Annotated in this window: 22 protein-coding genes and 2 pseudogenes; 12 read left to right on the forward strand and 12 right to left on the reverse strand. The window is 75.0% G+C overall.

Annotated features, from left to right (window positions below; translation table 11 throughout):
* Nucleotides 1–13 precede the first annotated feature (13 nt).
* Nucleotides 14–808, reverse strand: coding sequence for an SDR family NAD(P)-dependent oxidoreductase (locus tag KPL59_RS01780; RefSeq protein WP_020627269.1), 795 nt, complete (start codon nucleotides 806–808; stop codon nucleotides 14–16).
* Between the two features lie 154 nt (nucleotides 809–962).
* Here KPL59_RS01780 and KPL59_RS01785 point away from each other — a divergent pair, with 154 nt between their 5' ends.
* On the forward strand, nucleotides 963–1,595 hold the full coding sequence (locus tag KPL59_RS01785) for a TetR/AcrR family transcriptional regulator (RefSeq protein ID WP_083696111.1): 633 nt from the start codon (nucleotides 963–965) through the stop codon (nucleotides 1,593–1,595).
* A 9-nt stretch (nucleotides 1,596–1,604) separates the two neighbouring features.
* Here the strand turns inward: KPL59_RS01785 and KPL59_RS01790 are convergent, their stop codons facing one another.
* Nucleotides 1,605–2,384 (reverse strand): SDR family NAD(P)-dependent oxidoreductase, encoded by a 780-nt coding sequence (locus KPL59_RS01790; protein WP_075554264.1) that lies wholly within the window; start codon nucleotides 2,382–2,384, stop codon nucleotides 1,605–1,607.
* Nucleotides 2,385–2,498: 114 nt separating this feature from the next.
* Between KPL59_RS01790 and KPL59_RS01795 the strand changes: the two genes are divergently transcribed.
* Complete coding sequence (locus tag KPL59_RS01795) at nucleotides 2,499–3,722, forward strand: CdaR family transcriptional regulator (RefSeq protein WP_226359696.1); 1,224 nt, start codon at nucleotides 2,499–2,501, stop codon at nucleotides 3,720–3,722.
* A 72-nt stretch (nucleotides 3,723–3,794) separates the two neighbouring features.
* Entirely contained in the window at nucleotides 3,795–4,625 is an 831-nt protein-coding gene (locus tag KPL59_RS01800; RefSeq protein WP_226351668.1) for an alpha/beta fold hydrolase, read from the forward strand.
* Between the two features lie 6 nt (nucleotides 4,626–4,631).
* Here KPL59_RS01800 and KPL59_RS01805 read toward each other — a convergent pair whose 3' ends face one another.
* The 4 genes and pseudogenes from KPL59_RS01805 to KPL59_RS01820 form a co-directional block, all read right to left on the reverse strand.
* Nucleotides 4,632–5,384, reverse strand: a complete 753-nt coding sequence (locus tag KPL59_RS01805) for an IclR family transcriptional regulator (protein ID WP_226351669.1) — start codon at nucleotides 5,382–5,384, stop codon at nucleotides 4,632–4,634.
* Between the two features lie 15 nt (nucleotides 5,385–5,399).
* Nucleotides 5,400–6,605 carry a cytochrome P450 gene (locus KPL59_RS01810; protein WP_226359697.1) on the reverse strand — a complete coding sequence of 402 codons (1,206 nt, stop codon included), beginning with the start codon at nucleotides 6,603–6,605 and terminating at the stop codon, nucleotides 5,400–5,402.
* A 46-nt stretch (nucleotides 6,606–6,651) separates the two neighbouring features.
* On the reverse strand, nucleotides 6,652–7,632 hold the full coding sequence (locus tag KPL59_RS01815) for a 2Fe-2S iron-sulfur cluster-binding protein (RefSeq protein ID WP_374111581.1): 981 nt from the start codon (nucleotides 7,630–7,632) through the stop codon (nucleotides 6,652–6,654).
* A 54-nt stretch (nucleotides 7,633–7,686) separates the two neighbouring features.
* A pseudogene (locus KPL59_RS01820) lies at nucleotides 7,687–9,356 on the reverse strand (FAD-binding dehydrogenase).
* A 215-nt stretch (nucleotides 9,357–9,571) separates the two neighbouring features.
* On the opposite strand from KPL59_RS01820, the gene KPL59_RS36655 reads away from it, so the two are divergent.
* Both KPL59_RS36655 and KPL59_RS01830 read left to right on the forward strand, forming a co-directional pair.
* Complete coding sequence (locus tag KPL59_RS36655; RefSeq protein WP_226359699.1) at nucleotides 9,572–10,537, forward strand: serine protease; 966 nt, start codon at nucleotides 9,572–9,574, stop codon at nucleotides 10,535–10,537.
* Nucleotides 10,538–10,608: 71 nt separating this feature from the next.
* Entirely contained in the window at nucleotides 10,609–11,502 is an 894-nt protein-coding gene (locus KPL59_RS01830) for an arsenic resistance protein (protein ID WP_308187818.1), read from the forward strand.
* 13 nt (nucleotides 11,503–11,515) lie between these two features.
* Here the strand turns inward: KPL59_RS01830 and KPL59_RS01835 are convergent, their stop codons facing one another.
* The 4 genes from KPL59_RS01835 to KPL59_RS36660 all read right to left on the reverse strand — a co-directional run bounded on the left by KPL59_RS01835 (nucleotide 11,516) and on the right by KPL59_RS36660 (nucleotide 17,063).
* A complete protein-coding gene (locus tag KPL59_RS01835; protein WP_226351671.1) occupies nucleotides 11,516–12,715 on the reverse strand; it encodes a homogentisate 1,2-dioxygenase in 1,200 nt (399 codons plus the stop codon).
* Complete coding sequence (locus KPL59_RS01840) at nucleotides 12,690–14,594, reverse strand: FAD-dependent monooxygenase (RefSeq protein WP_226359700.1); 1,905 nt, start codon at nucleotides 14,592–14,594, stop codon at nucleotides 12,690–12,692. Before KPL59_RS01840 ends, KPL59_RS01835 begins: the two co-directional genes overlap by 26 nt.
* A 24-nt stretch (nucleotides 14,595–14,618) precedes the next feature.
* A complete protein-coding gene (locus KPL59_RS01845; protein ID WP_226359701.1) occupies nucleotides 14,619–15,578 on the reverse strand; it encodes an MBL fold metallo-hydrolase in 960 nt (319 codons plus the stop codon).
* 174 nt (nucleotides 15,579–15,752) lie between these two features.
* Nucleotides 15,753–17,063: a MarR family transcriptional regulator gene (locus tag KPL59_RS36660; protein ID WP_226359702.1), complete on the reverse strand. Its 1,311-nt coding sequence runs from the start codon at nucleotides 17,061–17,063 to the stop codon at nucleotides 15,753–15,755.
* 213 nt (nucleotides 17,064–17,276) lie between these two features.
* On the opposite strand from KPL59_RS36660, the gene KPL59_RS01855 reads away from it, so the two are divergent.
* Nucleotides 17,277–19,790, forward strand: a complete 2,514-nt coding sequence (locus KPL59_RS01855) for a hypothetical protein (protein WP_226359703.1) — start codon at nucleotides 17,277–17,279, stop codon at nucleotides 19,788–19,790.
* Between the two features lie 114 nt (nucleotides 19,791–19,904).
* Here KPL59_RS01855 and KPL59_RS01860 read toward each other — a convergent pair whose 3' ends face one another.
* Complete coding sequence (locus tag KPL59_RS01860; RefSeq protein ID WP_020628462.1) at nucleotides 19,905–20,621, reverse strand: alpha/beta fold hydrolase; 717 nt, start codon at nucleotides 20,619–20,621, stop codon at nucleotides 19,905–19,907.
* Nucleotides 20,622–20,788: 167 nt separating this feature from the next.
* On the opposite strand from KPL59_RS01860, the gene KPL59_RS01865 reads away from it, so the two are divergent.
* The 6 genes and pseudogenes from KPL59_RS01865 to KPL59_RS01885 all read left to right on the forward strand — a co-directional run bounded on the left by KPL59_RS01865 (nucleotide 20,789) and on the right by KPL59_RS01885 (nucleotide 25,283).
* Nucleotides 20,789–21,979, forward strand: coding sequence for an FAD-dependent monooxygenase (locus KPL59_RS01865; protein ID WP_226359704.1), 1,191 nt, complete (start codon nucleotides 20,789–20,791; stop codon nucleotides 21,977–21,979).
* A 108-nt stretch (nucleotides 21,980–22,087) separates the two neighbouring features.
* Nucleotides 22,088–22,660: pseudogene (locus tag KPL59_RS35365) on the forward strand (LysR family transcriptional regulator); the annotation flags it as partial.
* Nucleotides 22,661–22,772: 112 nt separating this feature from the next.
* Nucleotides 22,773–23,009, forward strand: coding sequence for a LysR substrate-binding domain-containing protein (locus KPL59_RS35370; protein WP_255676235.1), 237 nt, complete (start codon nucleotides 22,773–22,775; stop codon nucleotides 23,007–23,009).
* On the forward strand, nucleotides 23,006–24,109 hold the full coding sequence (locus KPL59_RS01875; protein ID WP_226359705.1) for a mandelate racemase/muconate lactonizing enzyme family protein: 1,104 nt from the start codon (nucleotides 23,006–23,008) through the stop codon (nucleotides 24,107–24,109). The genes KPL59_RS35370 and KPL59_RS01875 overlap by 4 nt, the downstream gene beginning before the upstream one ends.
* A 50-nt stretch (nucleotides 24,110–24,159) precedes the next feature.
* Complete coding sequence (gene catA / locus KPL59_RS01880) at nucleotides 24,160–24,999, forward strand: catechol 1,2-dioxygenase (protein WP_226359706.1); 840 nt, start codon at nucleotides 24,160–24,162, stop codon at nucleotides 24,997–24,999.
* Nucleotides 24,999–25,283, forward strand: coding sequence for a muconolactone Delta-isomerase family protein (locus KPL59_RS01885; RefSeq protein ID WP_020628467.1), 285 nt, complete (start codon nucleotides 24,999–25,001; stop codon nucleotides 25,281–25,283). The genes catA and KPL59_RS01885 overlap by 1 nt, the downstream gene beginning before the upstream one ends.
* Before the next feature lie 45 nt (nucleotides 25,284–25,328).
* On the opposite strand, the gene KPL59_RS35375 is transcribed toward KPL59_RS01885, so the two are convergent.
* Nucleotides 25,329–25,622, reverse strand: a complete 294-nt coding sequence (locus tag KPL59_RS35375; protein ID WP_308187813.1) for an alpha/beta fold hydrolase — start codon at nucleotides 25,620–25,622, stop codon at nucleotides 25,329–25,331.
* Nucleotides 25,623–25,768: the final 146 nt, after the last annotated feature.

Here is a 25,768-nt window from a genome sequence, read left to right on the forward strand (position 1 = left end):
GGACCCCGGCGGGTCACATGCCCATGCCGCCGTCGACCGGCAGGCCGGCACCGTTGACGAACCGGGCGGCGTCCGACGCCAGGAACGCGACCACGTCGGCGATGTCGGCGACCTCGCCGAGCCGACCCGACGGGGTCAGCTCGACCACCGCGCCGACCGCGGCCTCCGGGCTCTCGAACAGCCCGAGCCCGGCGGTCTCGACCGCGAGCTTCTGCCCCATCGCGGTCGGGACGAGCCCGGGGTACACGCAGTTGACCCGCACCCCGTAGCCCAGCTTGCCCGACTCCATCGCCGCGACCCGGGTGAGCCGGTCGACGCCGGACTTGGTCGCGGAGTAGCCGCCGATGGCGGGGAACGCGATGGTCGCGGCCACCGAGGCCACGTTGATCACGGCCCCGCCGCGGCCGGCCGCGCCACCCGGGCGCATGGCGCGGAAGGCGTGCTTGATGCCGAGCATCGTGCCGAGCAGGTTGACCTCGAGCATCCGGCGGACGTCGTCGGGCTCGGTGTCGGCGAGCAGCTGGGTGACCTCGACGCCCGCGTTGTTGACGACGACGTCGAGTCCGCCGAACCGCTCCACCGTCTCGGCGACGGCGCTGGTCCATGAGGCGTCGTCGGTGACGTCCAGGTGCACGAACCCGTGCTGCTCGCCGAGGGACTTCGCGAGCGTGCCGCCCGCCTCGTCCTGCAGGTCGGCGACGACGACCCGGCCACCGGAGTCGGCCAGCGCGCGGGCCATCCCCTCGCCCAGTCCCTGTGCTCCCCCGGTCACGAGCACGGTGCGTCCGGTCAGGTCGATCTGCGTCACGGCGACTCCAGTGTCGATCGGTGATGTGGGCCACAGGCTGCCGCGATCTCTGACCAGTTGTCAAGACATCGTCGGGCAGGCGTCCAGAACACCGGCGTCGGAGGCGCGCCGGTCGGTTACAGTGGCCCCCTGGCGGACGACGGGAGGGGGCCGCGTGGCACGGGCGAACCCGGTCGACAAGCACGACGCGCGCCGTCGCGCACTGGCGGACTCTGCCCTGCAGACCCTCGGCGAGCTCGGCTACGCGCGGGCGTCGCTGCGCGAGATCGCCCAGAACTCCCCGTACAGCCACGGTGTCGTGCACTACTACTTCGCCGACAAGCTGGAGCTGATCGTCTACTGCGTGCGGCAGTACAAGGCGGTGTGCGTGACCCGCTACGACGGCGCCGTCGCCGACGCGACGACCGCGGACGGCCTGGTCACCGCGTTCGCGGACACCCTGTGCCAGACGATCGTCGACGAGGCCCCGATGCACCGCCTCTGGTACGACCTGCGCGCCCAGAGCATGTTCGAGCCGAACCTGCGCGAGGCCGTCGGGCAGATCGACCGCACCCTGGAGGACATGGTGTGGCGGGTCGTCACCCGGTACGCCGAGCTCGCCGGCACCACGGTCGCGCTCAGCCCGCACGCCGCCTACGGGATGGTCGACGGCGTGTTCCAGCAGGCCCTGCTGGGGTTCCTCACCGGCGACGACCCGCACGCGCTGGACACCCTGCGCACCGAGGTCCGCGACCTGCTGCCGCTGACCCTGCGCCCGGTGCCGGTCGGCGCGGGCGCCGGGGCCTGATCCCGGATCTCACCGGGACCGCGCGGACAGCCCGCCGTCCACGGGCAGGCAGACGCCGTTGACGTAGGCGGCGCGGTCGGACGCGAGGAACACCGCGGCCTGCGCGACGTCGTGTGGCGACCCCATGCGGCCGGTCGGGCTGGCCTCGTGTCGGGCGGCCAGCGCATCGGGGTCGTCGACGACCTGCTCGCGCACCATCGGGGTGTCGATCAGCCCGGGAAGGACCGCGTTGGCGCGGATCCCCTCGCGTGCGTACGTCAGCGCCAGCGACACCGTGAGCTGGTCCAGGCCGGCCTTCGCCGCGCTGTAGACCGGGTAGACGTAGCCGGTGTCGCGGATGGCGGCCAGCGACGACACGTTCACGATCGCCCCGCGACCGGCGGCGCGCAGGTGCGGCAGCGTGTGCCGGCAGGTCAGGTAGGCGCTGGTCAGGTTGATCGCGAGCCCCCGGTTCCAGTCGGCGAGGTCCAGCCCGGTGACCTCGCCGGGCACCACGGCACCGACGTTGTTGTGCAGCACGTGCGGCACACCGAGGGTGTCGACGATCCGGGCGACGGCGCGGGCGACGGCGCCGTCGTCGGTGACGTCGGCGGTGACGGCCAGCGCCGTGCCACCCGCGCCGGTGATCGCCGCGGCCACCCGGGCCGCCTCCGCGGCGTCGCGGTCGACGGCGGCGACCACCGCGCCGGCGTCGGCGTAGGCCAGCGCCGCCGCCTCGCCGTTGCTCAGCCCCCGCCCCGCGGACCCCGCGCCGAACACCACGGCCACCCGGCCCTCCAGCTCCCGCACCGGACCCTCCTCGCGTCGCCGTCCCCCGTCACCCTGCGCCCGCGACGGGGAGCTCGGACACCGACCGCCGACGAGCACCCCCGCCGCCGAGTGCTCCGTCTGTAGGATCGCGGCGTGCTCGGCGACGCGGCGACGACGCTGATCGACCGGCTCGCCGACGAGCTGTCCCGGTCGGTCGTCGTCGACGACCCCGCCGTGCAGGTCCTCTACGCCAGCGCGCACTACGGCGATGCCGACGAGACCCGCGTCGCGGCCGTGCTCAACCGCGGCGCCGAGCCGCGGATCCGCGGCTACGTGCTGTCCCAGGGGGTCCTGACCTGGACCCGCGCCGGGATCATCCCGGCCAGCGAGGAGCTGGGCATGCACGCCCGGGTCTGCGTCCCGGTGCGCTGGGAGGGCAGGCTGCTGGCGCTGCTCATGGTGATGGACGCCGACGGCTCGCTCACCACCGGCGAGCTCGGCCGGATCACCGAGGTCGCCGACCGGCTCGCGTTGCCGCTGCTGGACCTGGCGCGCACCGCCGACGCTGCCCACGAGGACGACCGCCGGGTGCTCGACCTCGTCGGCGACGACCCGGCGGCCCGGTCCCGGGCCGCCGCCGCGCTCGCCGGGACGGGCCGGGCCCCACGGTCGGGCGCGGTCGCCGCCGTCGTCGCGGTCCCCGGGGCCGGTGAGGACGAGGAGCACGCCCGGATCGCCCTGCGGACGGCCCTGTCCGGGCGCCGCCCCGACCCGTGCGGGTGGCTCACCGCGGTCACCGGCAGCGCCGCGGTGCTGCTCGCCGACCCCCCGGCGGCGGGCGGCGGGGACCTTCCCGGGCGGGTGCACCGGGTCGTCGAACGGGTCGCGGAGCTGGCCCACGGCCGGTTCCGCTGTGTCGCCGGGATCGGCGGGCCGGCCGCCGCGCCGGAGCTGCTCGCCGGGTCGGTCGCGCAGGCCCGGACCGCGTGCACGGCCGCGGAGCTGGGCCTGCGGCCCCCGGTGGCCCGGTGGTCGGAGCTCGGGGCGCTCGGCCCGCTGCTCGCGGTCCCGCCGGACCACCTGACCGAGGAGACCCTCCCGGCCGAGGTGCACCGGCTCCGCGCCGCCGACCCCGACGGGCGGCTGGTCGCGACCGTCCGCGCCTACCTCGACGAGGCGGGCAACGGCCCGGCCGCCGCCGCCCGCCTGCACATCCACCGCACCTCGCTCTACTACCGGCTCGACCGGGTCACCCGGCTCACCGGCCTCGACGTCTCCGACGGCGCGACCCGGCTGGCGCTGCACCTGGGGCTCACCGCACTCGACGTCATCGAGGCCCGGGCTCACCTTCGACAGTCGGAGCACGGAACGGCCTGATCACTCGTCCGGCGGAGGTGGTGACCGGAGCCACAGCGCCCCAGACTCTCCGCGGACCCGAGGAGGACACCGATGCCCACCTTCACCACCGCCGACGGCGTGACGCTCGACTTCCGCGACTCCGGCGGCGACGGCGTCCCGCTGGTGATGCTGCACGGCTGGGGACAGACCCAGGCGATGTTCGCCCACCAGCTCACCGGACTCGGCGCCGGCCGCCGCGTGGTCACCTACGACCAGCGCGGGCACGGCGTCTCCGACAAGCCCCACCACGGCTACCGCATCGCCCGGCTCGCGCAGGACCTCGTCGAGCTGCTCGACCACCTCGGGCTCGACCGCGCCGACCTGCTCGGCTGGTCGATGGGCGCCTCGGTGCTGTGGAGCCACATCGACACCCACGGCACCGGCCGGATCCGCAGGCTGGTGCTGGTCGACCAGCCGGCGGCCGTCGCGGCGGTGCCGTGGATGTCGGTGGACGAGCAGGCCGGGTCGGGGGCGATCTTCGACGTCGGCGGCCTGCTCGACCTGGCCGCGAACCTCGCCGGACCGGAGGGCCCGAAGGTGCGGGAGGCGTTCGTCCGCTCGATGTTCTCCGGCACCCCCGCCGAGGACGTCTGGTCCCTGGTCGCCCAGGAGATCACCCACACACCCGCCCACGCCGGAGTGCCGCTGCTGTTCGACCACTGCGCCCAGGACTGGCGCGACGTACTGCCCCGGATCGACGTCCCGACGCTGGTCGTCGGCTGCGAGGGCAGCCACGTGAGCCCGGAGTCGCAGCGCTGGATCGCCGAGCGCGTCCCGGGTGCGCGGCTGCACGTGTTCGGGACCGACGAGGCGAACTCGCACTTCGTGTTCCTGGAGAACCCCGCCGCGTTCGACGCGGTGGTCGAGGACTTCCTGGGCTGAACGCCCTCACGGCGCGGGGTCTCCCCCGGCGTGCGCCCGGGCGATGCCGTGGGCCGCGGCGCGCAGGGCCGGGACGAGGGTGCGGGCCCGGCCGTCGCGCGGCTGCACCGTCGACAGCGCCGCGACGACGGCCCCGTCCCGGCCCCGCACCGGGACCGCGACGCCGGTCGCGTCGGGGTGCACATGGCCCTCGGTGACGACGTGGCCGTCACGCCGGACGCGGGCGAGCAGGACCCGCAACCGGGCCGGGTCGGTCACCGTGGCGGACGTCCGCCGTTCCAGGGGCGCCGCGAGGACGCGTTCCTGCTGGTCGGGCGATGCGTGGGCGAGCAGGACCAGACCGGACGACGAGACGTGCAGCGGCAGCCGCCCGGCGATCCGGGTCAGGTTGACGACGGCCCCGGGGGCGGAGAGGCGTTCGAGGAAGATGACCTCGTCGCCGTCGAGGACGCCCAGCTGCACGTGGTGCCCGACGACGGCGTGCAGGTCCCCGAGGAACGGCAGCGCGGCGGCCCGCAGGGTCAGCGTCGGCGACGCCCGCTGCCCCAGCTCCCACAGCCGCATCCCGATCCGCAGCCGACCGGAGCCGGTCCGCGTGAGCAGGCCCAGCTCGACCAGCTGCCCGACCAGCCGCGACGCGGTGGCGACGTGCAGCCCCGATGCCCGGGCGATCTCGGCGACGCCCAGCTCGGGCCGCCCCGGCTCGAACACCGACAGGATCCGCACCGCCCGGGCCAGTACCGGTTCGCCCGCGACCACGGGTGGAGTGTGCACCTAGGCGGGGGTGACCCGCAGCGGCATCGACGCCCAGGCCCGCATGGTGTTGTTGGGCCGCCGGCGCGGCGGACCGGCGGGCTCGATGGTCGCGACCCGCGCGGCGAGCGCCCGCAGCACCGACTCGGCCTCCAGCCGGGCGACGTGCTGGCCGACGCACTGGTGCAGGCCCATCCCGAACCCGACGTGCCCGGACGGGTCGCGGCCCAGGTCGAAGGTGCCCGCGTCGGGTCCCCAGAACCGCGGGTCCCGGTTCGCCGACCCCAGGAACATCAGCACCTTGCGTCCGGCCGGGACACCCACGCCGGCGATCTCGGTGTCGGTCGCCGTCGTCCGGAAGAAGGTCTGCACCGGCGACTCCCAGCGCACGGCCTCGTCGAACGCGACGCGGGCGAGCCCGGGGTCGGCGCGCAGCCGCGCCCACTGCTCCGGATGCGTGGCGACGGCGTGCAGCACCGCCGCGAGCCCGGTGACGGTGGTGTCGACCCCGGCCGACAGCAGCGACCGCACGACCAGCGGGGCCTGCTCCGGGGTCAGGTCGCCGCGGTCCGCGGCGGCCCAGATGTCGGCGCCGAAGCCGTCGGCGGCCAGCGCCTCCCTGGCGCACTGCGCGTTCACCCACGCCGAGAGCTCCCCGAGCCGCGGCAGCTTCTCCTCCAGCAGCGCGTTGCGCGGCCCGAACGCGTTGAACAGCAGGTCGCCGTAGGGCAGCAGGTTCTCCCGGCCCGCCTCGGGCAGCCCGACGGCGTCGGGGAACACCCGCAGCGGGAACGCCTCGGCGATCGCCGGGACGGCGTCGAACTCGTTCCCGCCGGCCAGCACCTCGTCGACGAGCGCCGCGGCGTCGGCGGCCCAGCGGTCCCGCAGCACGCGCAGCGCCCGGGGGCCGAGGACCTTCCCCAGCACCCGACGCGGCGCGTCGTGGTGCGGCGGGTCGGCCTCCAGCAGCAGCGACGGCGGCCGCCACGGCGCCTCGGTGTGGAAGTTCGCCAGCCCCACCCCGGCCCCGGACCGGAAGGACTGCCAGTCGACGAGCGCGGCCCGGACGGCGGCGTGGCGGCCGAGGGCGAGCACGTCGTAGCGGGTGAGCCGGACCAGCGGGCCGGCCGCGCGCAGCTGCTCGTGGAACGGGAGCGGGTCGGTGAGGACCTCGGGGGCGAACGGGTCGACGTCGGTGGTGGGCAGGTGGTCGAGCGCGGCCGTCATGGGCGCTGCCTTCCGTTCGGGGCGGGTACGGCTCAGACACGACCCGTTAGAGGTCGAGGACCAGACGTGGGCCGACCGAGCGCGAGACGCAGACGAGCATGCAGTCGGCGGCGGCGCGCTCGTCGTCGTCGAGGACGGAGTCGCGGTGGTCCGGGACACCGGCCAGGACGGTCGTCTCGCAGGTCCCGCAGGTGCCCTGCCGGCAGGAGGACAACACGTCGACGCCGGCGTCGGCGACCGCGTCGAGGACGCTCCGCCCGGGTGGCACGGTCACGTCGGTCCCGCGCCGGGCGAGGTGGACCTCGAACGCGGTGTCGCGGACGGCGCCGGTCGCCCGCGGGACGAAACGCTCGGTCCGCACGGTGTGCGACGGCCATCCGGCCGTCGCCCGTGCCAGCGCCGCGAGCAGCGGGGCGGGTCCGCAGCCGTAGACCCGGGTGTCCGGGGCGGGCGCACCCAGGAAGCCGGGCAGGTCGAGCAGCCCCTGTTCGTCCTGGGGGACGATCCGGACCCGGTCCCCGTGCGCCGCGAGCTCCGCGGTGAACGCCATCGACCCGCGGGTGCGGCCGCCGTAGAGCAGCGCCCAATCGGCGCCGAGCAGGTCCGCCGTGGCGATCATCGGGAGGATCGGGGTGATCCCGATGCCGCCCGCGACGAACAGGTAGCGCGGGGCCGGGACCAGCCCGAAGTTGTTGCGCGGCCCGCCGAGCCCGATCTCGTCGCCGACGGCGAGCCGGTCGTGGACCCAGGCCGAGCCGCCGCGCCCGGCGGCCTCGCGCAGCACGGCGACGCGGTAGCGGTGGGCGTCCCACCGGTCCCCGCACAGCGAGTACTGGCGGGTGTGCCCGCCGGGGAGGACGAGGTCGACGTGCGCGCCGGGGGTCCAGTCCGGCAGCCGCCCGCCGTCGGCGGCGACCAGCTCCAGCGACACCACGCCGTCGGACTCGCGCCGGCGGCCCGCCACCCGGACCGTGCGGTTCTCGGCACCGGTCACCGTTTCTCCCCTCGTCGTCGAGGAGCCGAGCATCCGTCGCGCGACCGCCCGCCGGGAAGGCGGGTCTCGCTCAGTGAGAGACGGGGTTCAGAGGGCCCCGGCGAGCCTGCGCCCGGCGGCGCGGCCGGAGAAGATGCAGCCGCCGAGGAACGTGCCCTCCAGCGCGTTGTACCCGTGCACCCCGCCCCCGCCGAACCCGGCGGCCTCCCCCACCGCGTAGAGCCCGGGGATCGGCTCGCCGCGGGTGTCGAGGGCTCGGGACTGCAGGTCGGTCTGGATCCCGCCGAGGGTCTTGCGAGTCAGCACGTGCAGCTTCACCCCGATCAGCGGCCCGGCGGCAGGGTCGAGGATCCGGTGCGGCACAGCGACCCGCCCGATCCGGTCGCCGAGCGAGCGGCGGGCGTTGTGGATGCCCTGGACCTGGGCGTCCTTGCTGTAGGGGTTCGCCAGCTGCCGGTCGCGGGCCTCGATCTGGCCGCGGATCAGGGCCGGGTCGAGCGGCGGGGCGTCGGTGCGGGCGTTCATCCCCGCGACGAGCTCGCCGAGGGTGTCGGCGACGACGAAGTCCTCCCCGTGGGTCGTGAACGCCTGGACCGGGCCGGGCGCGCCCTTGCTGAGCAGACGTTCGCGGAGGAAGGCCGCGCGGCGCCCGGAGGTGATGTCGGGGTTCTGCTCGGAGCCCGACAACGCGAACTCCTTCTCGATGATCTTTCGGGTGAGCACGAACCAGGAGTGGTCGTAGGGCGCGATGTCCGGGGTGGTGCGCAGGTGGCGCAGGGTGCCGAGGGTGTCGTAGCCGGGCAGGTACGGCGCGGGCAGCCGCCTGCCCAGCGCGTCGAACCACATCGACGACGGACCGGGCAGGATCCGGATGGCGTGGCCGGGCCAGACCGGGTCCCAGTTCACGACGCCCTCGGTGTAGTGCCACATGCGGTCGCGGTTGACCAGCCGCACGCCCGCGTCGGCGGCGATGTCGAGCATCCGCCCGTCCACGTAGGCCGGCACCCCGGTGATCATCGACGACGGCGGCGTGCCCATCCGCTCCGGCCAGTACCGGCGGACCATCTCGTGGTTCGCGCCGATCCGCCGGTGGCCAGCACCACCGCGGGCGCGGAGAGCGTGAACTCCCCCGTCACGTCGCGGTTGCTGGGCGCCCCGCGCGGCGAGTCGTCCGGGGCGAGGAGGGCACCGCGGACGCCGGTGACGACGCCGTCGGTGCGGACCAGCTCGTCGACGCGGTGCCGGTGGTGGAAGGTCACGAGGCCGGCCTCGGCGGCCCGCAGCGCGGAGTCGACGAACGGTCCGACGACGCCGGTGCCGGTCCCCCAGCTCACGTGGAAGCGGGGCACGGAGTTCCCGTGGCCGGTCGCGGTGAGGTCGCCGCGCTCGGCCCAGCCGACCGTGGGGAGGAAGGAGATGCCCAGCTCGGTGAGGTAGGAGCGCTTCTCCCCGGCGGCGAACTCGACGTAGGCGCGGGCCCAGCGCGCGGCGTGGGTGTCCTCGTCGTCGAGGCGGTCGAACCCGGCGCTGCCCTGCCAGTCGCTCCAGGCCAGCTCGACCGAGTCGTGCACCCGCATGCGGCGCTGCTCGGGGCTGTCGACGAGGAAGATGCCGCCGAAGGACCACCACGCCTGCCCGCCGAGGTCGACGGGTCCCTCCTGGTCGACGACGGCGACCCGGCGGCCCCGCCGGGTCAGCTCGTGCGTGGCGACCAGTCCGGCCAGCCCGGCCCCGACGACGATCACGTCCGCGTCCATGCCACTCCGTTCGTCGCCGGCCCACCGCACCCCGCCGGGGCGGCCGGTGGACACAGACGTATCAGATCCGCTCAGATCCGCGCAGGACGACGGGAGACGGGCGCGCCGCCGACCGGACCGGATTCACAGCACGTCCACAGCGGTCCGCCCGACGGAGCACAGGGGTGCCCTCTACCGTTGATCGGGTCAGCGGAGGTGAGTCGAGGGAGGTGGACGTGCGGACCGACACCCGGCCCCGCGACGGCCGGTCCCGCCCGCGGTGGCGCCTGCCGGGGCTGCTGGCCGCCGCGCTCGCGGCGTCCGCCGCCGTCGTGCTCACGGTTCCGTCGTGGACACCCGGGCCGCCGCCCCAGGTCGCGACCGCGGCGTCGGCCACGGCGGCCGGTCCCGCCGCCACCCCGGCTCCCCCGACCTCCGCGCCGGCCCCGGCCGGTGCCCCGGTCCCCGCGGGCCCGGCGACGGCCACGCCGGCCGGGCCCGCCGTGCCCGGACCGTCCCTCCCGGTCGTCACCGGTGCCGACGGCACGCCGGTGGCGCGGCCTGCGACCGGCGCCCTGTTCGACGGCCCGGCCGACGCCCCCGGCGACCACTTCTGCTCCGGCTCGGTGGTCGAGTCCGCCACGGGTGACCTGGTCGTGACCGCCGCGCACTGCGTCGCCGACGGCGACGGCACGCCCGCCAGGACGGGCATGAGCTTCGCCCCCGGCTACGACGACGGCACCGCCCCCTTCGGCTACTGGACCGTCACCGCCGCCGCGGTCCCCCCGTGCTGGCTGGAGAGCGGCGATCCCGACTCCGACGTCGCGTTCCTGACCGTCTCACGGCCGGACGGACCGCCGATCCAGCAGGTCACCGGGGCCTACCGGATCGCCTTCGGTACGCCCGGCACCGACGGCGACGACACCCCAGTGACCGCGGTCGGCTACAACGACGGCGACGACGACGCGACGACCGTGTCGGGCACCGCCGGGACGCTCGACGAGGACCAGTGGCAGCTCGACCAGCCCGGCCTGGACCAGGGCGCCAGCGGCGGCCCGTGGCTGACCGGCCCGGACGACTCGGAGATCCTGGCCGTCACCGGCGGCTACCAGCAGGGCGGGGACTCCCCCGACGTCTCCTACGGCGCCGACCTCGGCCCCGCCGCGCAGGCGGCGTACCGCTCGGCCGGGGGGACCGACTGAGCCGGCTCGTCGCGTGGTGGGACCGTCACCAGGTCCCGCTGTACCTGGCCGCGATCCTCGCCGGGGCACTCCTGGGTCTCGCCGTCCCGTGGGCCGCGCCCGCGCTCGGGGCCTCGGTCACCCCGGTACTCGCGCTGCTGCTGTTCGCGACGTTCCTCGCGGTCCCGCTGGTCGACCTGGCGCGGGCGTTCACCGGTGCCCGTTTCCTGGTCACCGTGCTCGTGGCGAACTTCGTGCTGCTCCCGCCGGTCGCGTTCGGGCTGTCCTCGTTCGTCGCCGACGACCGCGGCCTGCTCCTGGGGGTCCTGCTCGTCCTGCTCACCCCGTGCGTCGACTACGTCGTCGTGTTCACCGGGCTCGCCGGTGGCGCGCGGGCGCAGCTGCTCGCGGCGACACCGCTGCTCATGGTGGCCCAGCTCCTGCTGCTGCCCGGCTACCTGTGGCTGGCCGCCGGGCCGGAGGCGCTCGCCGTGGTCGAGGTCGGGCCGTTCGCCGAGGCGTTCGTGGTGCTGGTCCTGCTGCCGCTGGCCGCGGCGGCGCTGGTGCAGGTGCTGCACCGGCGACGGCCGGACGGGCGGGTCGCCCGGGTCGAGGGCGCCGCCGCCGGGGCGATGGTGCCGCTCATGGTGGCGACCCTGGCCCTGGTCGTCGCGTCCCAGATCGCCGACGTCGGCGCGCAGGCCCTCACCCTGCTGCGGCTGGTCCCGCTCTACACCGCGTTCGCCGTCGCGGCGGTCGTCGTCGGCCTGCTCGCCGCCCGGGTGGCGCGCCTGGACGTCCCCGCCACCCGCGCGACGGTGTTCTCGGCGACGACCCGCAACTCGCTGGTCGTGCTGCCGCTCGCCCTCGCCCTGCCCGGCCCGCTCGCCCTCGCCCCGCTGGCCGTCGTCACCCAGACCCTGGTCGAGCTCGTCGCCCTGGTGGTGCTGGTGCGGCTGGTGCCGGTGCTCGTCCCCGCCCGGTGAGCCGGCGGCCCCGTCAGCTGTCGGGGCCGCGACCCGCCCAGCTCCACGCGTAGGACGGGTCCTCACAGGCCCGTCCGCCCTCGCCGAGGGCCAGCGGCCGGAACGTGTCGACCATGACCGCGAGCTCGTCGAAGGACTCCGCCCCGAGTGCCCGCTCGACCGCGCCGGGCTGCGGGCCGTGGCTGTGCCCGCCCGGGTGCAGCGAGATCGAGCCCTGCCCGATCCCGGAGCCCTTGCGGGCCTCGTAGTCGCCGCCGCAGTAGAACATGACCTCGTCGGAGTCCACATTGGCGTGGTAGTAGGGCACCGGCACGGCCAGCGGGTGGTAGTCGACCTTGCGCGGCACGAAGTTGCAGATCACGAAGTTCTGGCCCTCGAAGACCTGGTGCACCGGCGGCGGCTGGTGCACCCGCCCGGTGATCGGCTCGAAGTCGGCGACGTCGAACGTGTACGGGTACAGGCAGCCGTCCCAGCCGACGACGTCGAACGGGTGGGTGGGCACCACGTAGCGGGTGCCGGTGATCCCGTGCGGCCCCCCGCGGTGCTTCACCAGCACTTCGACGTCGGTGTCCTCGACGAGCAGCGGCTCGGTGGGACCGTGCAGGTCGCGCTCGCAGTACGGGGCGTGCTCGAGCAGCTGGCCGTGACGCGACAGGTACCGCGCCGGCGGGGTGATGTGCGACGACGCCTCGATCGCGTAGGCGCGCAGCGGCTCGGACCCCGTCGGGACCCACCGGTGGGTCGTGCCCCGCGGGAGCACCACGTAGTCGCCCTGGTCTGCCTCCAGGGCTCCGAACACCGTCTCGACGGTCGCCGAGCCCGACTCCAGGTAGACGACCTCGTCGCCGACGGCGTTGCGGTAGAGCGGGCTGACCTCCCCCGCGACGACGTAGGAGATCCGCACGTCGGCGTTGCCGAGCACCAGCCGGCGTCCGGTGACGACGTCGACCGACTTCCAGTCCGGCGATTCGAGGTCGTGCAGCATCAGGTGCCGCGGCACGAGGGGCCGGTTCTCGGTCAGCGACTGGTCGCCCGGGTCCCAGGGGGTGGCGTCGACGATCGCCGACGGGACGCCCACGTGGTAGAGCAGCGAGGAGTCCGAGGAGAAGCCCTCCTCCCCCATCAGCTCCTCGCGGTAGAGCCCGCCGTCGGGGCGTCGGTGCTGGGTGTGCCGCTTCGGCGGGACGTCACCGGCTCGCCTGTAGTACGCCATCGTGGCCCTCCTCCGGTCCGGTCGATGTCGGTCTCCGCCCCGGTGCCCGCCTCGGCGCCCGCCCCGGCGCCGGCGGCGAGGACGACGGCCCCGTCGGTGGCCCGGGCGGTGGCCCGGGCGGCATCGGAGGCGGGGTCGGTCGCGCGGTCGTGCCGCGGGCGGTCGCGCGGGCGAGGGCGGCCGCGACGTCGTCGCGGGTCGGGGCGGGGAGCACGGCGGCGACGTGGGCGTCCGGGCGGAGCAGCCACACCTCGTCGGGCCGGGCGGCCAGGGCCGCGGACACCGTCGGGCCGGCTCCGTCCCCCGCGGGGGCACCGGCTCCCGCTCCGGCCGGGTCGGCAGCGGATCCAGGGCCGGCTCCCGCTCCGACACCGGCGGCTCCACCGGCGGCGGGGTCGGGGTCGGGGTGGCCGTCCAGCTCGGCGAGGGCGAGCACGCGGACCGGGCCGGGCGCCGCGGACGCCGCCGCGGTGACCGCGTCCGCGTCGGCCAGCGGGCCGGTGAGCAGCAGGAACCCGTCGCGGGCGAGCGCGCGCAGCCGTCCCGGGCCGGCCGGGGTGCGGACCGGGGCGTCGGGGACGAGCACGCCGGGCCCCGCGGGCGGGACCTCGCCGCGGGCGGGCCGCCCGGCGAAGGGACGACGGGCGTCGGCGGTGGTCAGCGGGGAGTCGACGTACCAGAACGGCTCGGACAGCCGGCCGGAGTCGACCCGCGCCCTGGCCCCGGGGTCGGTCGCCGCCGCGGCGAGGACCTCGGAGCGGGCCCGCACCTGCTCGGCGCTGCGCGGGACCAGGAAGTCCATCGTCGCGGTGGTCACGGCGACGTTCTCCCGTGCCGCCGCGTGCCGCTCGGCGTGGTAGCTCTCCAGGAACTCCTCCGGTGCCCAGCCGTGACCGACCCAGGCGATCTTCCAGGCGGCGTTCTCCGCGTCGGCGACGCCGGAGTTCAGGCCGCGGGCACCGAACGGGGACACCAGGTGCGCGGCGTCGCCCGCCAGCAGGACCCGGCCGCACCGCATCCGGTCCACCACCCGCGAGTGGAACCGGTAGACCGAGGACCAGACCACCTCGTGGTCGACGTCGCCGATGACCGCCCGGATCCGGGCGTCCAGCGCGCCGGACGCGGTCTCGGCGTCGAGGTCGTACCCGGCCGGGACCTGCCAGTCGATCCGGTACGTCGAGTCCGGGCACGGGTGGACCAGCACCTGGCGGCCCGGGTTCGCGGCCGGGTCGAAGTGGAAGCGGCGCTCGGCCGCCCATCCCGGGAGGTCGGCGCGGACGTCGCAGATCAGGAAGCGGTCGTCGAAGCTGGTGCCCTCGAAGGTGACCCCGAGCAGCTCCCGCAGCGCATCACCGCGGGCGCCGGCACAGACGACCAGGAAGCTCCCCGCGACCCGGCCACCGCCGTCGACGGTGACCGTGACGCCGTCGGCGGTCTGCTCGACACCGACAACGTCGTGCCCCCAGCGCAGGTCCACCAGTGCCTCGTCGGCGATCCGCTCGTCGAGGATCTCCTCGGTGCGGGCCTGGGAGAGGTTCACGAAGGGTGGGAAAGCGGGCCGTCCCGGCTCGGCGACGGTGTAGGCGAACAGCTCGGTGTCGCGGTGGAAGGTGCGCGCGGTGGTCCAGGTGACGCCCTCGTCGGCGATCCGGCGGCCGGCGCCGACGGACTCCCACACGTCGAGGACGTCGCGCTGCTGGCAGATCGCCTTCGACCCGACCCGGTCCCGCTCCGGGCGGCGGTCCAGCACGACCGTCGGGACGCCGTGGCGGGCCAGCAGCAGCGCGGTGGTCTGCCCGACCGGCCCGGCACCGAGCACCAGGACCGGCGACGACGGCCAGGTCGGCGCGGCGGACCTCGACACGACGGACCTCGACACGGCTCCCCTCCCCTCTCCGGCTCCTCAGCCCTGCAACCTCGCCCAGACCTCCTGGTCGCGCTCCGCGGTCCAGATCACCGGACGCTCCACACCGGACAGCTCGTCCCACAGCCGGGAGACGTCGAACGGGAGGCAGTGCTCGAAGATCGGCCAGTGCCCGTAGTCGTCGACGAGTGCGGCGTGGGTGGCCTCGAACGCCTCCTTCAGCGTGCCGCCGCGCCCCTGCACCGCGCCGACCTCCCGGATCATGACCTGCAGGAACCCACGGGTCTGGGCGATCGCGGCGTCGACCTCGGCGCGCCCGCGGCTGACCGCGCCGCGCCCGCCGACGAGCTGCTCGGCGCCGAGCGCGGCGAGCCGGTCGAGGGTGTCTCCCGCCCAGTCGCGGTGGAACGCGTCCCCGGTGTAGAGCGCGGCCCGGGCCTCGACGAGGTCACCGGCGAACAGGATGCGGTGCCGCGGCAGCCAGGCGGTGATGTCGCCCTCGGTGTGGCCGCGGCCGTGGAACTGCAGCACCAGCTCGCCGCGGTCCCCGCCCAGGTCGATGGTGAGCCGGTCGGCGAAGGTCAGCGTCGGCCAGGTCAGTCCGGGCACGGAGTCGGCGGCCTCGGCGAGCCGCGGCATCCGCGCGAACTCCGAGGCCCAGTCCTCCGTGCCGCGTTCGGCGATCAGGGCCGCGGTCGCCTCGTGCGCGACGACGGTCTGCGCGTCGAACGCGCTCGCGCCCAGCACCCGGACCGCGTGGTAGTGCGACAGCACGAGGTGGCGGACCGGCTTGTCGGTGTGCTCGCGCAGCATCGCGAGCCACCTCCGCGCGGCGACCGGGGTGGCGAGGGCCTCGAAGCAGACGAGGAAGTCCTCCCCCTCGATCGCGCCGATGTTCGGGTCGCCCTCGGCGGTGAGGGCGTAGACGCCGTCCGCGAGCACCTCGAGGGTCTGCTCCTTGGCGGCGGTGTCGGCGGAGGAGGCGAAGGGCTTGGCCACGGCGGGTGTCCTCTCGGCAGCCGGGAGACACCGGCGGCGACCGTGGCGTCCCCTCATCGGGACCTGTGACCGGCCGGACCTGCCCGACGATCAAAGGTTGAAGCACTTGTCCGGAACCGTAGAGGGCCGCGGGGCCCGGCGCCAGGGCCGATCCGGCGGCACGCGCCGAGCGGTTCAGGTCCGCCGGTTGATCCAGTCCGCCCGGTGCGCGGCCCGGGAGAGGCGGACCAGCAGGGTGTTGAGCGTCGCGAGGTCGGCGGCGCCGAGCAGCGCCGCCCACTCCGACTCGCGACGGTTGTGGGTCCCGAACGCGGCGACCAGCCGCTCGACACCGGCGTCGGTCAGGGACAGGTGCACGGTCCGCCGGTCCCCCGCGGCGGGCGTGCGCCGGACGAGCTCCCCGGCGGCGAGGGTGTTGGCCAGGCTGGACACCGCGGCCCGGCTCATCCCGCACAGCTCCGCCGCCCGGCCCGCCTCCTGCCCGCCCGCGACCCAGAGCGTGAACAGCAGCCGGAACGCCGACCAGCTCCATCCCGCGGGGCGGTGGACGGTCGACTCGAGGTCGTAGACCAGGGAGCTCGTGAGCCGGTGCAGGTTCAGCACCAGCGCCATGGCCGCGCGGTCGGTGCCGGGGAGGCGCTCGCCGGTGCGGGCGAGGGCGACGTCGGTGAAGGCGAGGAACCCGTCCCCGCCGCCGTCCCCGCTGTCGTTCCCGCTGCTGTTCCCGCTGCCGTCGGCTCGGTCCTGCGCGACCGGCGACCGGTCCGACGACCGCACCCCGGCTCCCGGCGGGTCCCCGCCCGGCCCGGCGGTCCCGATCCGGGCCGGGCCGTCGCCGAGCCCCGCGAGGAACGCCGCGACCACCTCGCGCGGCGCCGACCCCGCTCCACCCGACCCCGCGCCACCCGGCCCCGGCGACGTCCCCCTTGCACCGGTCCCCGGCGTCGCCGCCTCCCCGTCCGGCCCGAGCGCCGACCCCGGCCCGCCGGGCCCCGGCGCGGCCAGCGCCTGCACCCCGTGGAGCAGCGCCAGCAGCTGCTCCACGAGCACCCCGTCCGGCGCCGGGGCGACGATCTCGCCCGCCCGCCGCGCCTCGTCGATCCGGGCCGCCAGCCGGACCCGCCACCGCGCGGTCACCTCGGCGAGGACCGCGGCCGGCCCTGCCCCGGACGCCGCGACCCGGGCGAACGGCGTCCCGGTGTGCGCGGTGACCTCGTCGCAGAACACCCGCAGTGCCGGGAGCCCGGCCTGCCCGGCCGCGCGCTGCGCCACCCGGGCGTCGGGGCCGTCGAGCGCCCGCCGGAAGGCGTACTCCACGATCGCGGCGCGGCCGGCGAAGTAGTGCCCGGGGGCCCCGTGCGCGACCCCCAGCGCCGCGCTGACGTCCCGCAGCGTGACCGCGGCCGGGCCGTGCTCGGCGATCAGCCGCCAGGCGGCGTCGGCGATCTCGCCCCGGCGCTGCTCGTGGTCCACCCGCTTCGGCACGGCCGCTCCTCGTGGTAGCTCACCGTTTTTCTACACGAGGAGAAACATAGGTGCGCATCCAGATCCCGACGGTCCTAGTCCATTCGGGCTAACGATAAGTGGTCGTCGCACGTCACCGGGGTCGTAGTGGATCAGTTGAGGTGGGCAACGGGGCCGCTCGAACCCCGTTGCGCAGCGAGGCGCGACCGGGCGGCACCGGTGGAAGGCTCCCCGATGAAGAAGACGAAGCGAGCCGCCGTCGCGCTCGTCGTCGCCGGCCTGCTCGCCGGTGCGGCGGTCGGTGCCGGGTCGGCGCTCGCGGCGCCGGACGCGCGGGCGGACACGGCGGGTCCCGACCTGCTGCGCGCCCCCGCCGTCGACGCGCCCCAGCTGCAGAACACCGGCATCTGGTCCGCCGACCCGATCGGCATCTGCATGACCAGCGCCTACCGCCACGGCGAGTACGTGCACCAGGGCTGCGTCTACGACGACGAGGGCGGCGGCAACCAGTACCGCTGGCCCAACGACACCCTGCTGCGCAACTACACCTACCCCGAGAACGCCGCCTACCGGCGCAACGCCGCGGACATCCTCGAGGTCCGCGCGAAGCCGCAGGACGACGCGACCGCGTTCCGGGTCACGATGAACACGATGACCGACCCCGGGCTGCTCGGCCTGACCCTCGCCCTCGGCGGCTCGGACACCCCGCGCGAGGCCCCGCACGGCGCGAACACCGTCATGCCGGCCCAGCTGTTCGTGACGGTGCACGGCAACGAGGGCGACATCGTCGACGCGGCCACCGGGCGGACCCTGCCGGACGCGCCCGAGGTGCACGTCGACCTCGAGCGACGCCAGGTCGAGATCCGGGTGCCGCACTCCGCGTGGGACCCCGCCGACGGGACGCAGCGCCTCGCCGCCGCGGCCGGGCTGTGGGACCGCGACGCCGACGCCTACCTCGTCCCGCAGGTCACCGCGGACGAGTCCCACCCCGGCGGCGCGGTCCTCGGCGACCCGACGCCGTCGGCGTTCTTCGACGCGGCGTTCCGCTTCCACGAGCCCTTCGAGGCGCCCTACCGCAACAACGACCAGAAGCGCGCGATCGCGAACGGCGACCTGTCGGAGTTCTTCGCCGACGTCGACTTCGGGAAGCTCCGCGCCGGTACCGACGACGAGTCCGGCGTCCCCACCTCCGGCTACGTGACCCGCGTGTTCGCCTCGCACTCGGAGAAGGAGCAGGGCCGACGGCTGCCCTCGGACCCGGGCGGGCCCGCACCGGGCACCGGCCTGCAGCAGGGCGGCATCGCCACCGGCTCCGGCGAGGGCTCCGGCGACCAGCGGCCGAGCGCGTCGTTCGGCTACCCCTGCCGCGACGACTGCGTCCCCGACCTGCCGGGCCGCATGCAGCGCTACACGGTCTACGTCCCCGAGGCCCCCGCGCCGTCGCACGGCTACGCCTCGCTGCTCTGGACCCAGGGCTACGCGCTGCGCCCCGGCGACGACGTCGCCGGCGACCGTGACCTCTACCGGCAGTTCGCCGACCGGCCGGGCGACCCCACGATGGTGATCGACGTCGACTTCCGCGGCGCCGACAACTGGGGCTACGGCGAGGGCGGCGCGATCGTCTTCGAGGCGCTGGCCGACGCCCGTCGCCACTACGACCTCGACCGCGAGCGCACCGCGATGGGCGGCTTCTCCTCCGGCGCCTACACCGCGAACAAGCTGTCGCTGACCTTCCCCGACGTGTTCAACAAGGCCTTCATCTGCGACGGGCTGAACGTGGCCCCGTCGCTGCCGGGGGTCAACGGGGTGGCCGACGAGCTGGCCGAGGCCGGCGTCGACACCGTCACCAAGCACGAGCCCGGGTCGAAGATCTCCGAGCTGCTGCCCAGCCGGCGCAACCAGCCGGTGATGGAGTGGGCCGGGGTCAACGACGACTTCATCCCCTACCCCATCACCCGCGAGCGGGCCGACCTCTACAAGGCCGGGGACTACGACTACGAGTTCATCAGCCACGTCGGCCTCGCCGCCGAGCACCTCGTGATGTGCAAGAACGGCATGTGGGACCTGGCCGCCCGCTGGATGGGCGACGAGCCCCGCGCGGTCGACCCGCCGCACGTCACCTACGTGCGCAACCCGCTCATGGACGACCCGGAGGCCGGCCTCGTCGGGGACCACGCCTACTGGCTGTCGGGCATCCAGAGCCGCGACCCGCACGAGCTGGGCGCGATCGACGTGGTCACCCGGGGGCAGGGCCGTGCCGAGGCGCCGGTCCCGGCGGCCGGTCAGGAGGTCGGGCAGGTCGAGGGGACCTTCTCGCCGGTCAACCCGTACCTGCGGGAGTTCCGCCACCTCGACGCGCCGGTGGACGCCGACGCCGAGAACGTGCTGGAGATCCGCTCGGCCGGGGTCGGCACCGTGACCGTCGACCCGGAGCGCGCCGGGGTGGACTGCGACGCCCGCCTCGACGTGCACACCGACGGCCCGTTGACCGTCATGCTCGACGGCTGCGGCAGGACCGAGTCCTTCGACGGCAACGACTCCGGCGGGCTGGCGAAGCCCGCGACGTTCGCGCCGGTCGACCCGCTCGAGCCGGTGGGCAACCCGCTGCAGGGCACCCCGCTCACACCGGAGGTGGGCAACGTCCCGCAGGCCCCGCTGCAGGGGCTCCCGCCGCTGCGGTTCCCGCCGAACCAGCTCGGCCAGGACCCCGCGCCCGGTGACGGCGCGCAGGAGTCCCCGACCGGCTGACCCCGGCCGCGCGCGAACGGCCCCTCGTACGAACGTCTCGTACGAGGGGCCGTTCGTGCGCACGCCTCGTGTGGGCGCCCGCGTGGGGCGCCGTGCGCGAGGCGCCGCGGGGGGTCAGGCCTTCAGCAGTGCCTCGGCGAGCCCCTCGGCGGCGGTGAAGCAGCCCTCGTGGCTGCCGGGTGCGCTCACCGGCGTGACGCCGAGCCGGGCCGCGAAGCGGTCCCAGCCGTACTCGCCGGGCGGGAGCGCGACGTCGTCGGTGGACAGCACGTAGGACACCGGCACCCCCAGGGCCGCCGGGTCGAGCGGTTCCACGGTCTCGGTGAAGTACTGCATCGGGTGCGGCACGAGCAGCTCGTGCACCAGCTTCTGCGCCTCCTCACCCGCGTCGTTCATGAAGGCCTCCTGCCACACCGGCAACGGGAGCGCGACCGTGTTGTTGCCCGACGCGGCGGCCTGGGCGTCGAACAGCTCCCGGTAGGCCGGCGGGACCTCGTCGTAGAGCGAGCGGCCCGCGGCCGGGACGAACGCGCTCCAGTAGACGAGCTTCCGCAGCCGCGACGCGACCCGGTGCGCCGCACCGGTGATCACGTAGCCGCCCCAGCTGTGCCCGACCAGCGTCACGTCGGACAGGTCGGCGGACTCGATCAGGTCCACCACGGCGTCGACGGTGTCGGACAGGTGCAGGGCGGTGGGGTCGTCGCCGTCGGCGAGCCCGGGGAGGGTGGGGGTCAGCACGCGGTGTCCCGCCGCACGCAGTCGCTCGGCGACCGGGCGCCAGGCCCAGCCGCCGTGCCACGCGCCGGTCACCAGCACGAACGTCTCGGACATCGATCACTCCTCGTCGAGTTCGGAACGGGGTCGGGTCCCCTCGGCGAGTGATCGTGGCCGACCCCGGACCCCCGGTGAAGGGGCCGAGGGGGTCGTGCCGAAAGCGGTCCCGACTCAGACGATCCGTAGAGGAATCAGGGCCCGGTATCCGTGTCAGGATCACAGTCATGGACGAATCAGTGGTGATCGTCGGTGCCGGGATCGGGGGCCTGTCGCTGGCCCTCTCGCTGCACGCCCGCGGCGTCCGGGTCACCGTGCTCGAACGCGCGGCCGAGCTGCGCGAGGTCGGTGCGGCCGTGGCGCTGTCGGCGAACGGGCTGCGCCCGCTGGACGAGCTGGGTCTGCTGGGCGAGCTGGAGAAGGTCGCGGCGCAGCCGACCGAGCTCATCCACCGCGGCTGGCGCGACGACGAGCGGGTGTCCGCCTTCCCGGTCGGGATCGACGGCAGCTACCGGCGCCGCTTCGGCGCCCCCTACCTGGGCATCCACCGCGCGGAGTTCCAGCGTGTCCTGGCCGGTGCCTGCCCGGAGGGCATGGTCCGCCTCGACTGCGAGGTCACCGCGGTCGACCCGGACGGCACCGTCACCCTCGCCTCCGGTGAGCAGCTGCGCGCCGCGGTCGTGGTCGGCGCCGACGGCGTGCACTCCCGTGTCCGGTCGGTCGTCGACCCCGATGCCCGGCCGCGCTACACCGGGACCTCGGCCTTCCGCGGGATCGTCGACGTCGCCGACGCGCCGCTGCTGCCCGATCCCGGCGCGATCCAGTTCTGGATGGGCCCGGACGCACACGTGCTGCACTACGCGATCGGCGCGCACACCGAGCAGATCAACTTCTTCGCCGTGCTGGAGGGACCGGAGCCGTGGACCGGCGGTGCCGGCCCGACCGAGACCGACCCGGGGACCCTGGAACGGGCCTTCGCCGGCTGGGCACCGGGCGTGGTGCAGATGCTGACCGCGGTGCCGCAGTCCCCGCACTGGCCGCTCTACACGCTGCCCCCGATGACGCGCTGGTCCCGCGGCCGCGTCGTCCTCCTCGGCGACGCCGTGCACACGATGCTGCCGCACCACGGCCAGGGGGCGAACCAGTCCATCGAGGACGCCGCGGTGCTCGCCGACCTGCTCGCCGCCCCCGGCGCACTCGACGGCGACCACGCCGAGGCGTTCGACCGCTACCAGCGGCTGCGCCGGGCACGGACCAGGTCGATCCAGCGCAGCTCCCTGGTCACCAGCGGGCTGCTGCACCTGCCCGACGGCCCCGAGACCGACGCCCGCAACGCGGGACTGGCCGGGCTGGACCCGTGGCTCACCTGGATCCACGGCGTCGACGCGCGGGCCGACACCCGACCCGTCCCGGCCTGACCATCATTCAGCTGTCGAAGCTCTCAATCGGGCGCTGTCCGGTCTTTGTGTCTACAGAGTCGCACGCCTACCGTGAGGCGACGCGCCGGGCCGAGGGAGGTGACGGGCATGGATCTGCGGCAGCTCCGCTACTTCGTGGCGGTCGCGGAGACGCGGCACTTCGGCCGCGCCGCCGAGCGGCTGCACATGGCCCAGTCCCCGCTCTCCCAGGCCATCCGCCAGCTCGAGAGCCAGGTCGGCGCCACCCTGTTCGAGCGCACCACCCGCCGGGTCGACCTGACGCCGGCGGGGGCGTCGCTGCTGGAGGACGCGCGGCGGATCCTGGCCGGCGTCGAGGACGCGCGGCGCCGCGTCGAGCAGGTCGCCGCCGGCACCGAGGGCGTGGTGACGGTCGGTGCCACCGACCTCGCCGCCTACCGGCTGCTGCCCCGGCTGGCGCGGGTCGCCGCCCGCCGGATGCCGGGCGTCTCGCTGCGGTTCCTGCCCGGGCTGCTCACCGCGGCCCAGGAGGACGCGCTCGACGAGCGTCGCATCGACCTCGCCGTACTGCGTCCGCCGGTGGTGCGCCCGGAGATGTCGGTCCGCCCGATCGCCCAGGAGCGGCTGATCGCGGCGCTGCCCGCCACCCACCGGCTCGCCGGGGCGGGGACGGTCACCCTGGCCGAGCTCCGGGGCGACGACTTCGTCGCCTACGGCGCCCCCGGCTCGGTGGTCGACTCGGTCGCCACCCAGGGATGCCTGGACTCCCGGCTTCCTCCCGCGGCGCCGCACCGAGGCCCGCGACACCCCGATCCTGCTCACCCACGTCGCCGCCGGTGCCGGGGTCGCGCTGCTGCCCGAGTCGGTGCGCGCCCTGGGCACCGAAGGCGTCGTCTACGCCGACCTGGACCGCGAGCTGCGCGTCGACCTGGCCCTGGCCTGGCGCACCGACGACGACTCCCCCGCCCTCGTCCGGCTGCTCGACGTGCTCGCCGAGCGCGCGCACGAGCTGGACCCCCGCCCTGCCACCGTCCCCGGAGGACCGCAGTGAAGATCGTGGCCGTCGAGGCGATCCCGTTCGCCGTGCCCTACCGCAAACCGCTGCGGTTCGCCTCCGGTGAGGTGCACACCGCCGACCACGTGCTGGTCCGGGTGCACGCCGAGGACGGCGTCGTCGGCGTCGCCGAGGCCCCACCCCGCCCCTACACCTACGGAGAGACCCAGGCCTCCATCCGCGCGGTGGTCGACACCGTGTTCGCCCCGGAGATCGTGGGCCTGAGCGTCTTCGAGCGGGAGCGGATCCACGCCGTCCTCGACCGCACGATCGGCAACCCGACCGCGAAGGCCGCGATCGACATGGCCGTCTGGGACGTCATCGGCCGCCGGCTCGGTGTCGGCGTCTCCGAGCTGCTGGGGGGGTACACCGACCGGATGCGGGTCTCGCACATGGTCGGCTTCGCACCCGACGACGTGATGGTCGCCGAGGCCCTGCGGATGCGCGACGAGCACGGCGTCACCACCTTCAAGGTCAAGGTCGGCCGCCGCCCCGTCACCCTCGACACCGGCGCCTGCCGTGCGCTGCGCGAGGCACTGGGGCCCGACCTCGAGCTCTACGTCGACGGCAACCGCGGCTGGACCGCGTCCGAGGCCGCCCGGGCCCTGGACGAGATGGCCGACCTCGGCCTGACCCTGTCCGAGGAGCTCATGCCCGCCGACCAGGTGCTCGGACGCCGCTGGCTCACCGCCCGCACCGCGGTCCCGACCGTCGCCGACGAGTCCGCGACCCGGCCCGGCGAGGTGACCCGCGAGCTGCTCGACGGCGCCGCCACCATGATCAGCATCAAGACCGCGCGGACCGGGTTCACCGGCTCGCAACGGGTGCTGCACCTGTGCGAGGGACTCGGCACCGAGGTGGTCATGGGCAACCAGATCGACGGGCAGCTCGGCACGGCCTGCACGGTCGTCTTCGGCGCGGCGCACCGGCAGACCAGCGCCCGCGCTGGTGAGCTGTCGAACTTCCTCGACATGACCGACGACCTGCTCACCGAGCCGCTGCGGATCAGCGGCGGCGAGCTGCGCGTCCCCGGCGGGCCCGGGATCGGCGTGGACGTCGACCCCGACAAGCTCGCCCACTACCGCACCGACACCTGAACACCCGCACGCCGAGACCGAACGACCCCGCCCCACCACAGGAGTAGGACATGACCGAGACCGCCACCGCCGCCGGCTCCGGCGCGAACGCCACCGCCACCTTCGCGAAGAAGGAGCGCGCCGGCGCCGCCGCCGATCCGGCCCGGGTGTCCGCCATCGCCACCGACACGCTGCAGGCCCTGCACGAGGTCATCCGCAAGCACCAGGTGACCTACGCCGAGTACGACGCGCTCAAGGCCTGGCTGATCCAGGTCGGCGCCGACGGCGAGTGGCCGCTGTTCCTCGACGTGTTCGTCGAGCACGTCGTGGAGGAGGTCGCCAACGCCGACCGCCGCGGCGCCGTCGGCACCATCGAGGGCCCCTACTACGTCCCGGGTGCCCCGGTCATCGAGTCCGGGACCGCGATGCCGATGCGGCCCGACGAGAAGGGCACCCCGCTGCTGTTCCAGGGCACCGTCACCGACCTCGACGGCGCCCCGATCGCCGGCGCGACGGTCGACCTGTGGCACGCCGACGACGAGGGCTACTACTCCCAGTTCGCCCCCGGCATCCCCGAGTGGAACCTGCGCGCGGTCATCCACACCGGCGACGACGGGCACTTCGCGTTCCGCACCATGCAGCCCGCGCCGTACCAGATCCCGACCGACGGCTCGACCGGCGCGTTCATCTCCGCGGCCGGCTGGCACCCGTGGCGCCCCGCGCACCTGCACCTCAAGGTGTCCGCGCCCGGCAAGCAGCTCGTCACCACCCAGCTGTACTTCGACGGCGGCGACTACGTCGCCGACGACGTCGCCCAGGCCGTGAAGCCGGAGCTGATCCTGCGCCCCGGCCCGGCCGCCGACGGCACCGGCAACGAGGTCACCTACGACTTCGCGCTGGACCCCGCCTGATGGCCCGCTTCGCCGTGCGGATGGAGGTCGACCTCCCCGCCGACATGGACGCCGAGGCGAAGGCCGACCTGCTCGCGCGGGAGAAGGCCTGGTCGCAGCAGTGGCAGCGCTCGGGTGAGTGGGTGAGCATCTGGCGCTGCGTCGGCGAGTACGCCAACCTGTCGATCTTCGAGGTGCGCGACAACGAGCAGCTCCACGAGATCCTCTGGGGGCTGCCGCTGTTCCCCTACATGACCATGCAGGTGACCCCGCTGGCCACGCACCCGTCGGATATCCACGCCTGAGACCCCGCGGGGGCGCCCGGGCCGGCTGCCGGGCGCCCCGGCGGGCTAGGAGAAGCCCAGGAAGCTCGCCCGCTCCTCGCCGAGCGCGGCCCGGATGCGGTCCATGTCCCGGGCGACGTTGGCCGTGGTGACGTGGCGCAGGTGCCCGTTGCGGTCGTTCGCCGCGCAGCGCTGGGCCACCTCCCGCGCGACCTCGGCCGTCCGCAGGACCGCCGCGTCGTCGACGGCGTAGGGGGATGTTGCCGATGTAGTCCTGGTCGGTGGTGAACCGCAGCTCGCCGGGTCGGAGTGGCCGACGCCGCGGGTGTCGAACCCGATGATGTCGTAGCTCTCCTGCACGCTCGCCGGCAGACCGCGCTTGACCAGGTCGTCCGCGAACGCCAGCCCGGACCACCCGGGGTCAGGATCCCGCGGCGCTTGTCCGGTCTCGGGCTCGCCGGCCGGGACACGGTGATCGTGATCTGCTCGCCGTCGGGTCTGCTGTA

The organism is Pseudonocardia sp. ICBG1142 (genome assembly GCF_020496255.1).
Classification (GTDB): Bacteria; Actinomycetota; Actinomycetes; order Mycobacteriales; family Pseudonocardiaceae; genus Pseudonocardia.

Coding starts and splice junctions, on each gene's coding strand:
- KPL59_RS01800 (WP_226351668.1), top strand. CDS start 3,795: ATGCCCACCTTCACCACCGCCGACGGCGTGACGCTCGACTTCCGCGAC.
- KPL59_RS01810 (WP_226359697.1), bottom strand. CDS start 6,605: ATGACGGCCGCGCTCGACCACCTGCCCACCACCGACGTCGACCCGTTC.
- KPL59_RS01815 (WP_374111581.1), bottom strand. CDS start 7,632: ATGCTCGGCTCCTCGACGACGAGGGGAGAAACGGTGACCGGTGCCGAG.
- KPL59_RS01835 (WP_226351671.1), bottom strand. CDS start 12,715: ATGGCGTACTACAGGCGAGCCGGTGACGTCCCGCCGAAGCGGCACACC.
- KPL59_RS01855 (WP_226359703.1), top strand. CDS start 17,277: ATGAAGAAGACGAAGCGAGCCGCCGTCGCGCTCGTCGTCGCCGGCCTG.
- KPL59_RS01860 (WP_020628462.1), bottom strand. CDS start 20,621: ATGTCCGAGACGTTCGTGCTGGTGACCGGCGCGTGGCACGGCGGCTGG.
- KPL59_RS01865 (WP_226359704.1), top strand. CDS start 20,789: ATGGACGAATCAGTGGTGATCGTCGGTGCCGGGATCGGGGGCCTGTCG.
- catA (WP_226359706.1), top strand. CDS start 24,160: ATGACCGAGACCGCCACCGCCGCCGGCTCCGGCGCGAACGCCACCGCC.
- KPL59_RS01885 (WP_020628467.1), top strand. CDS start 24,999: ATGGCCCGCTTCGCCGTGCGGATGGAGGTCGACCTCCCCGCCGACATG.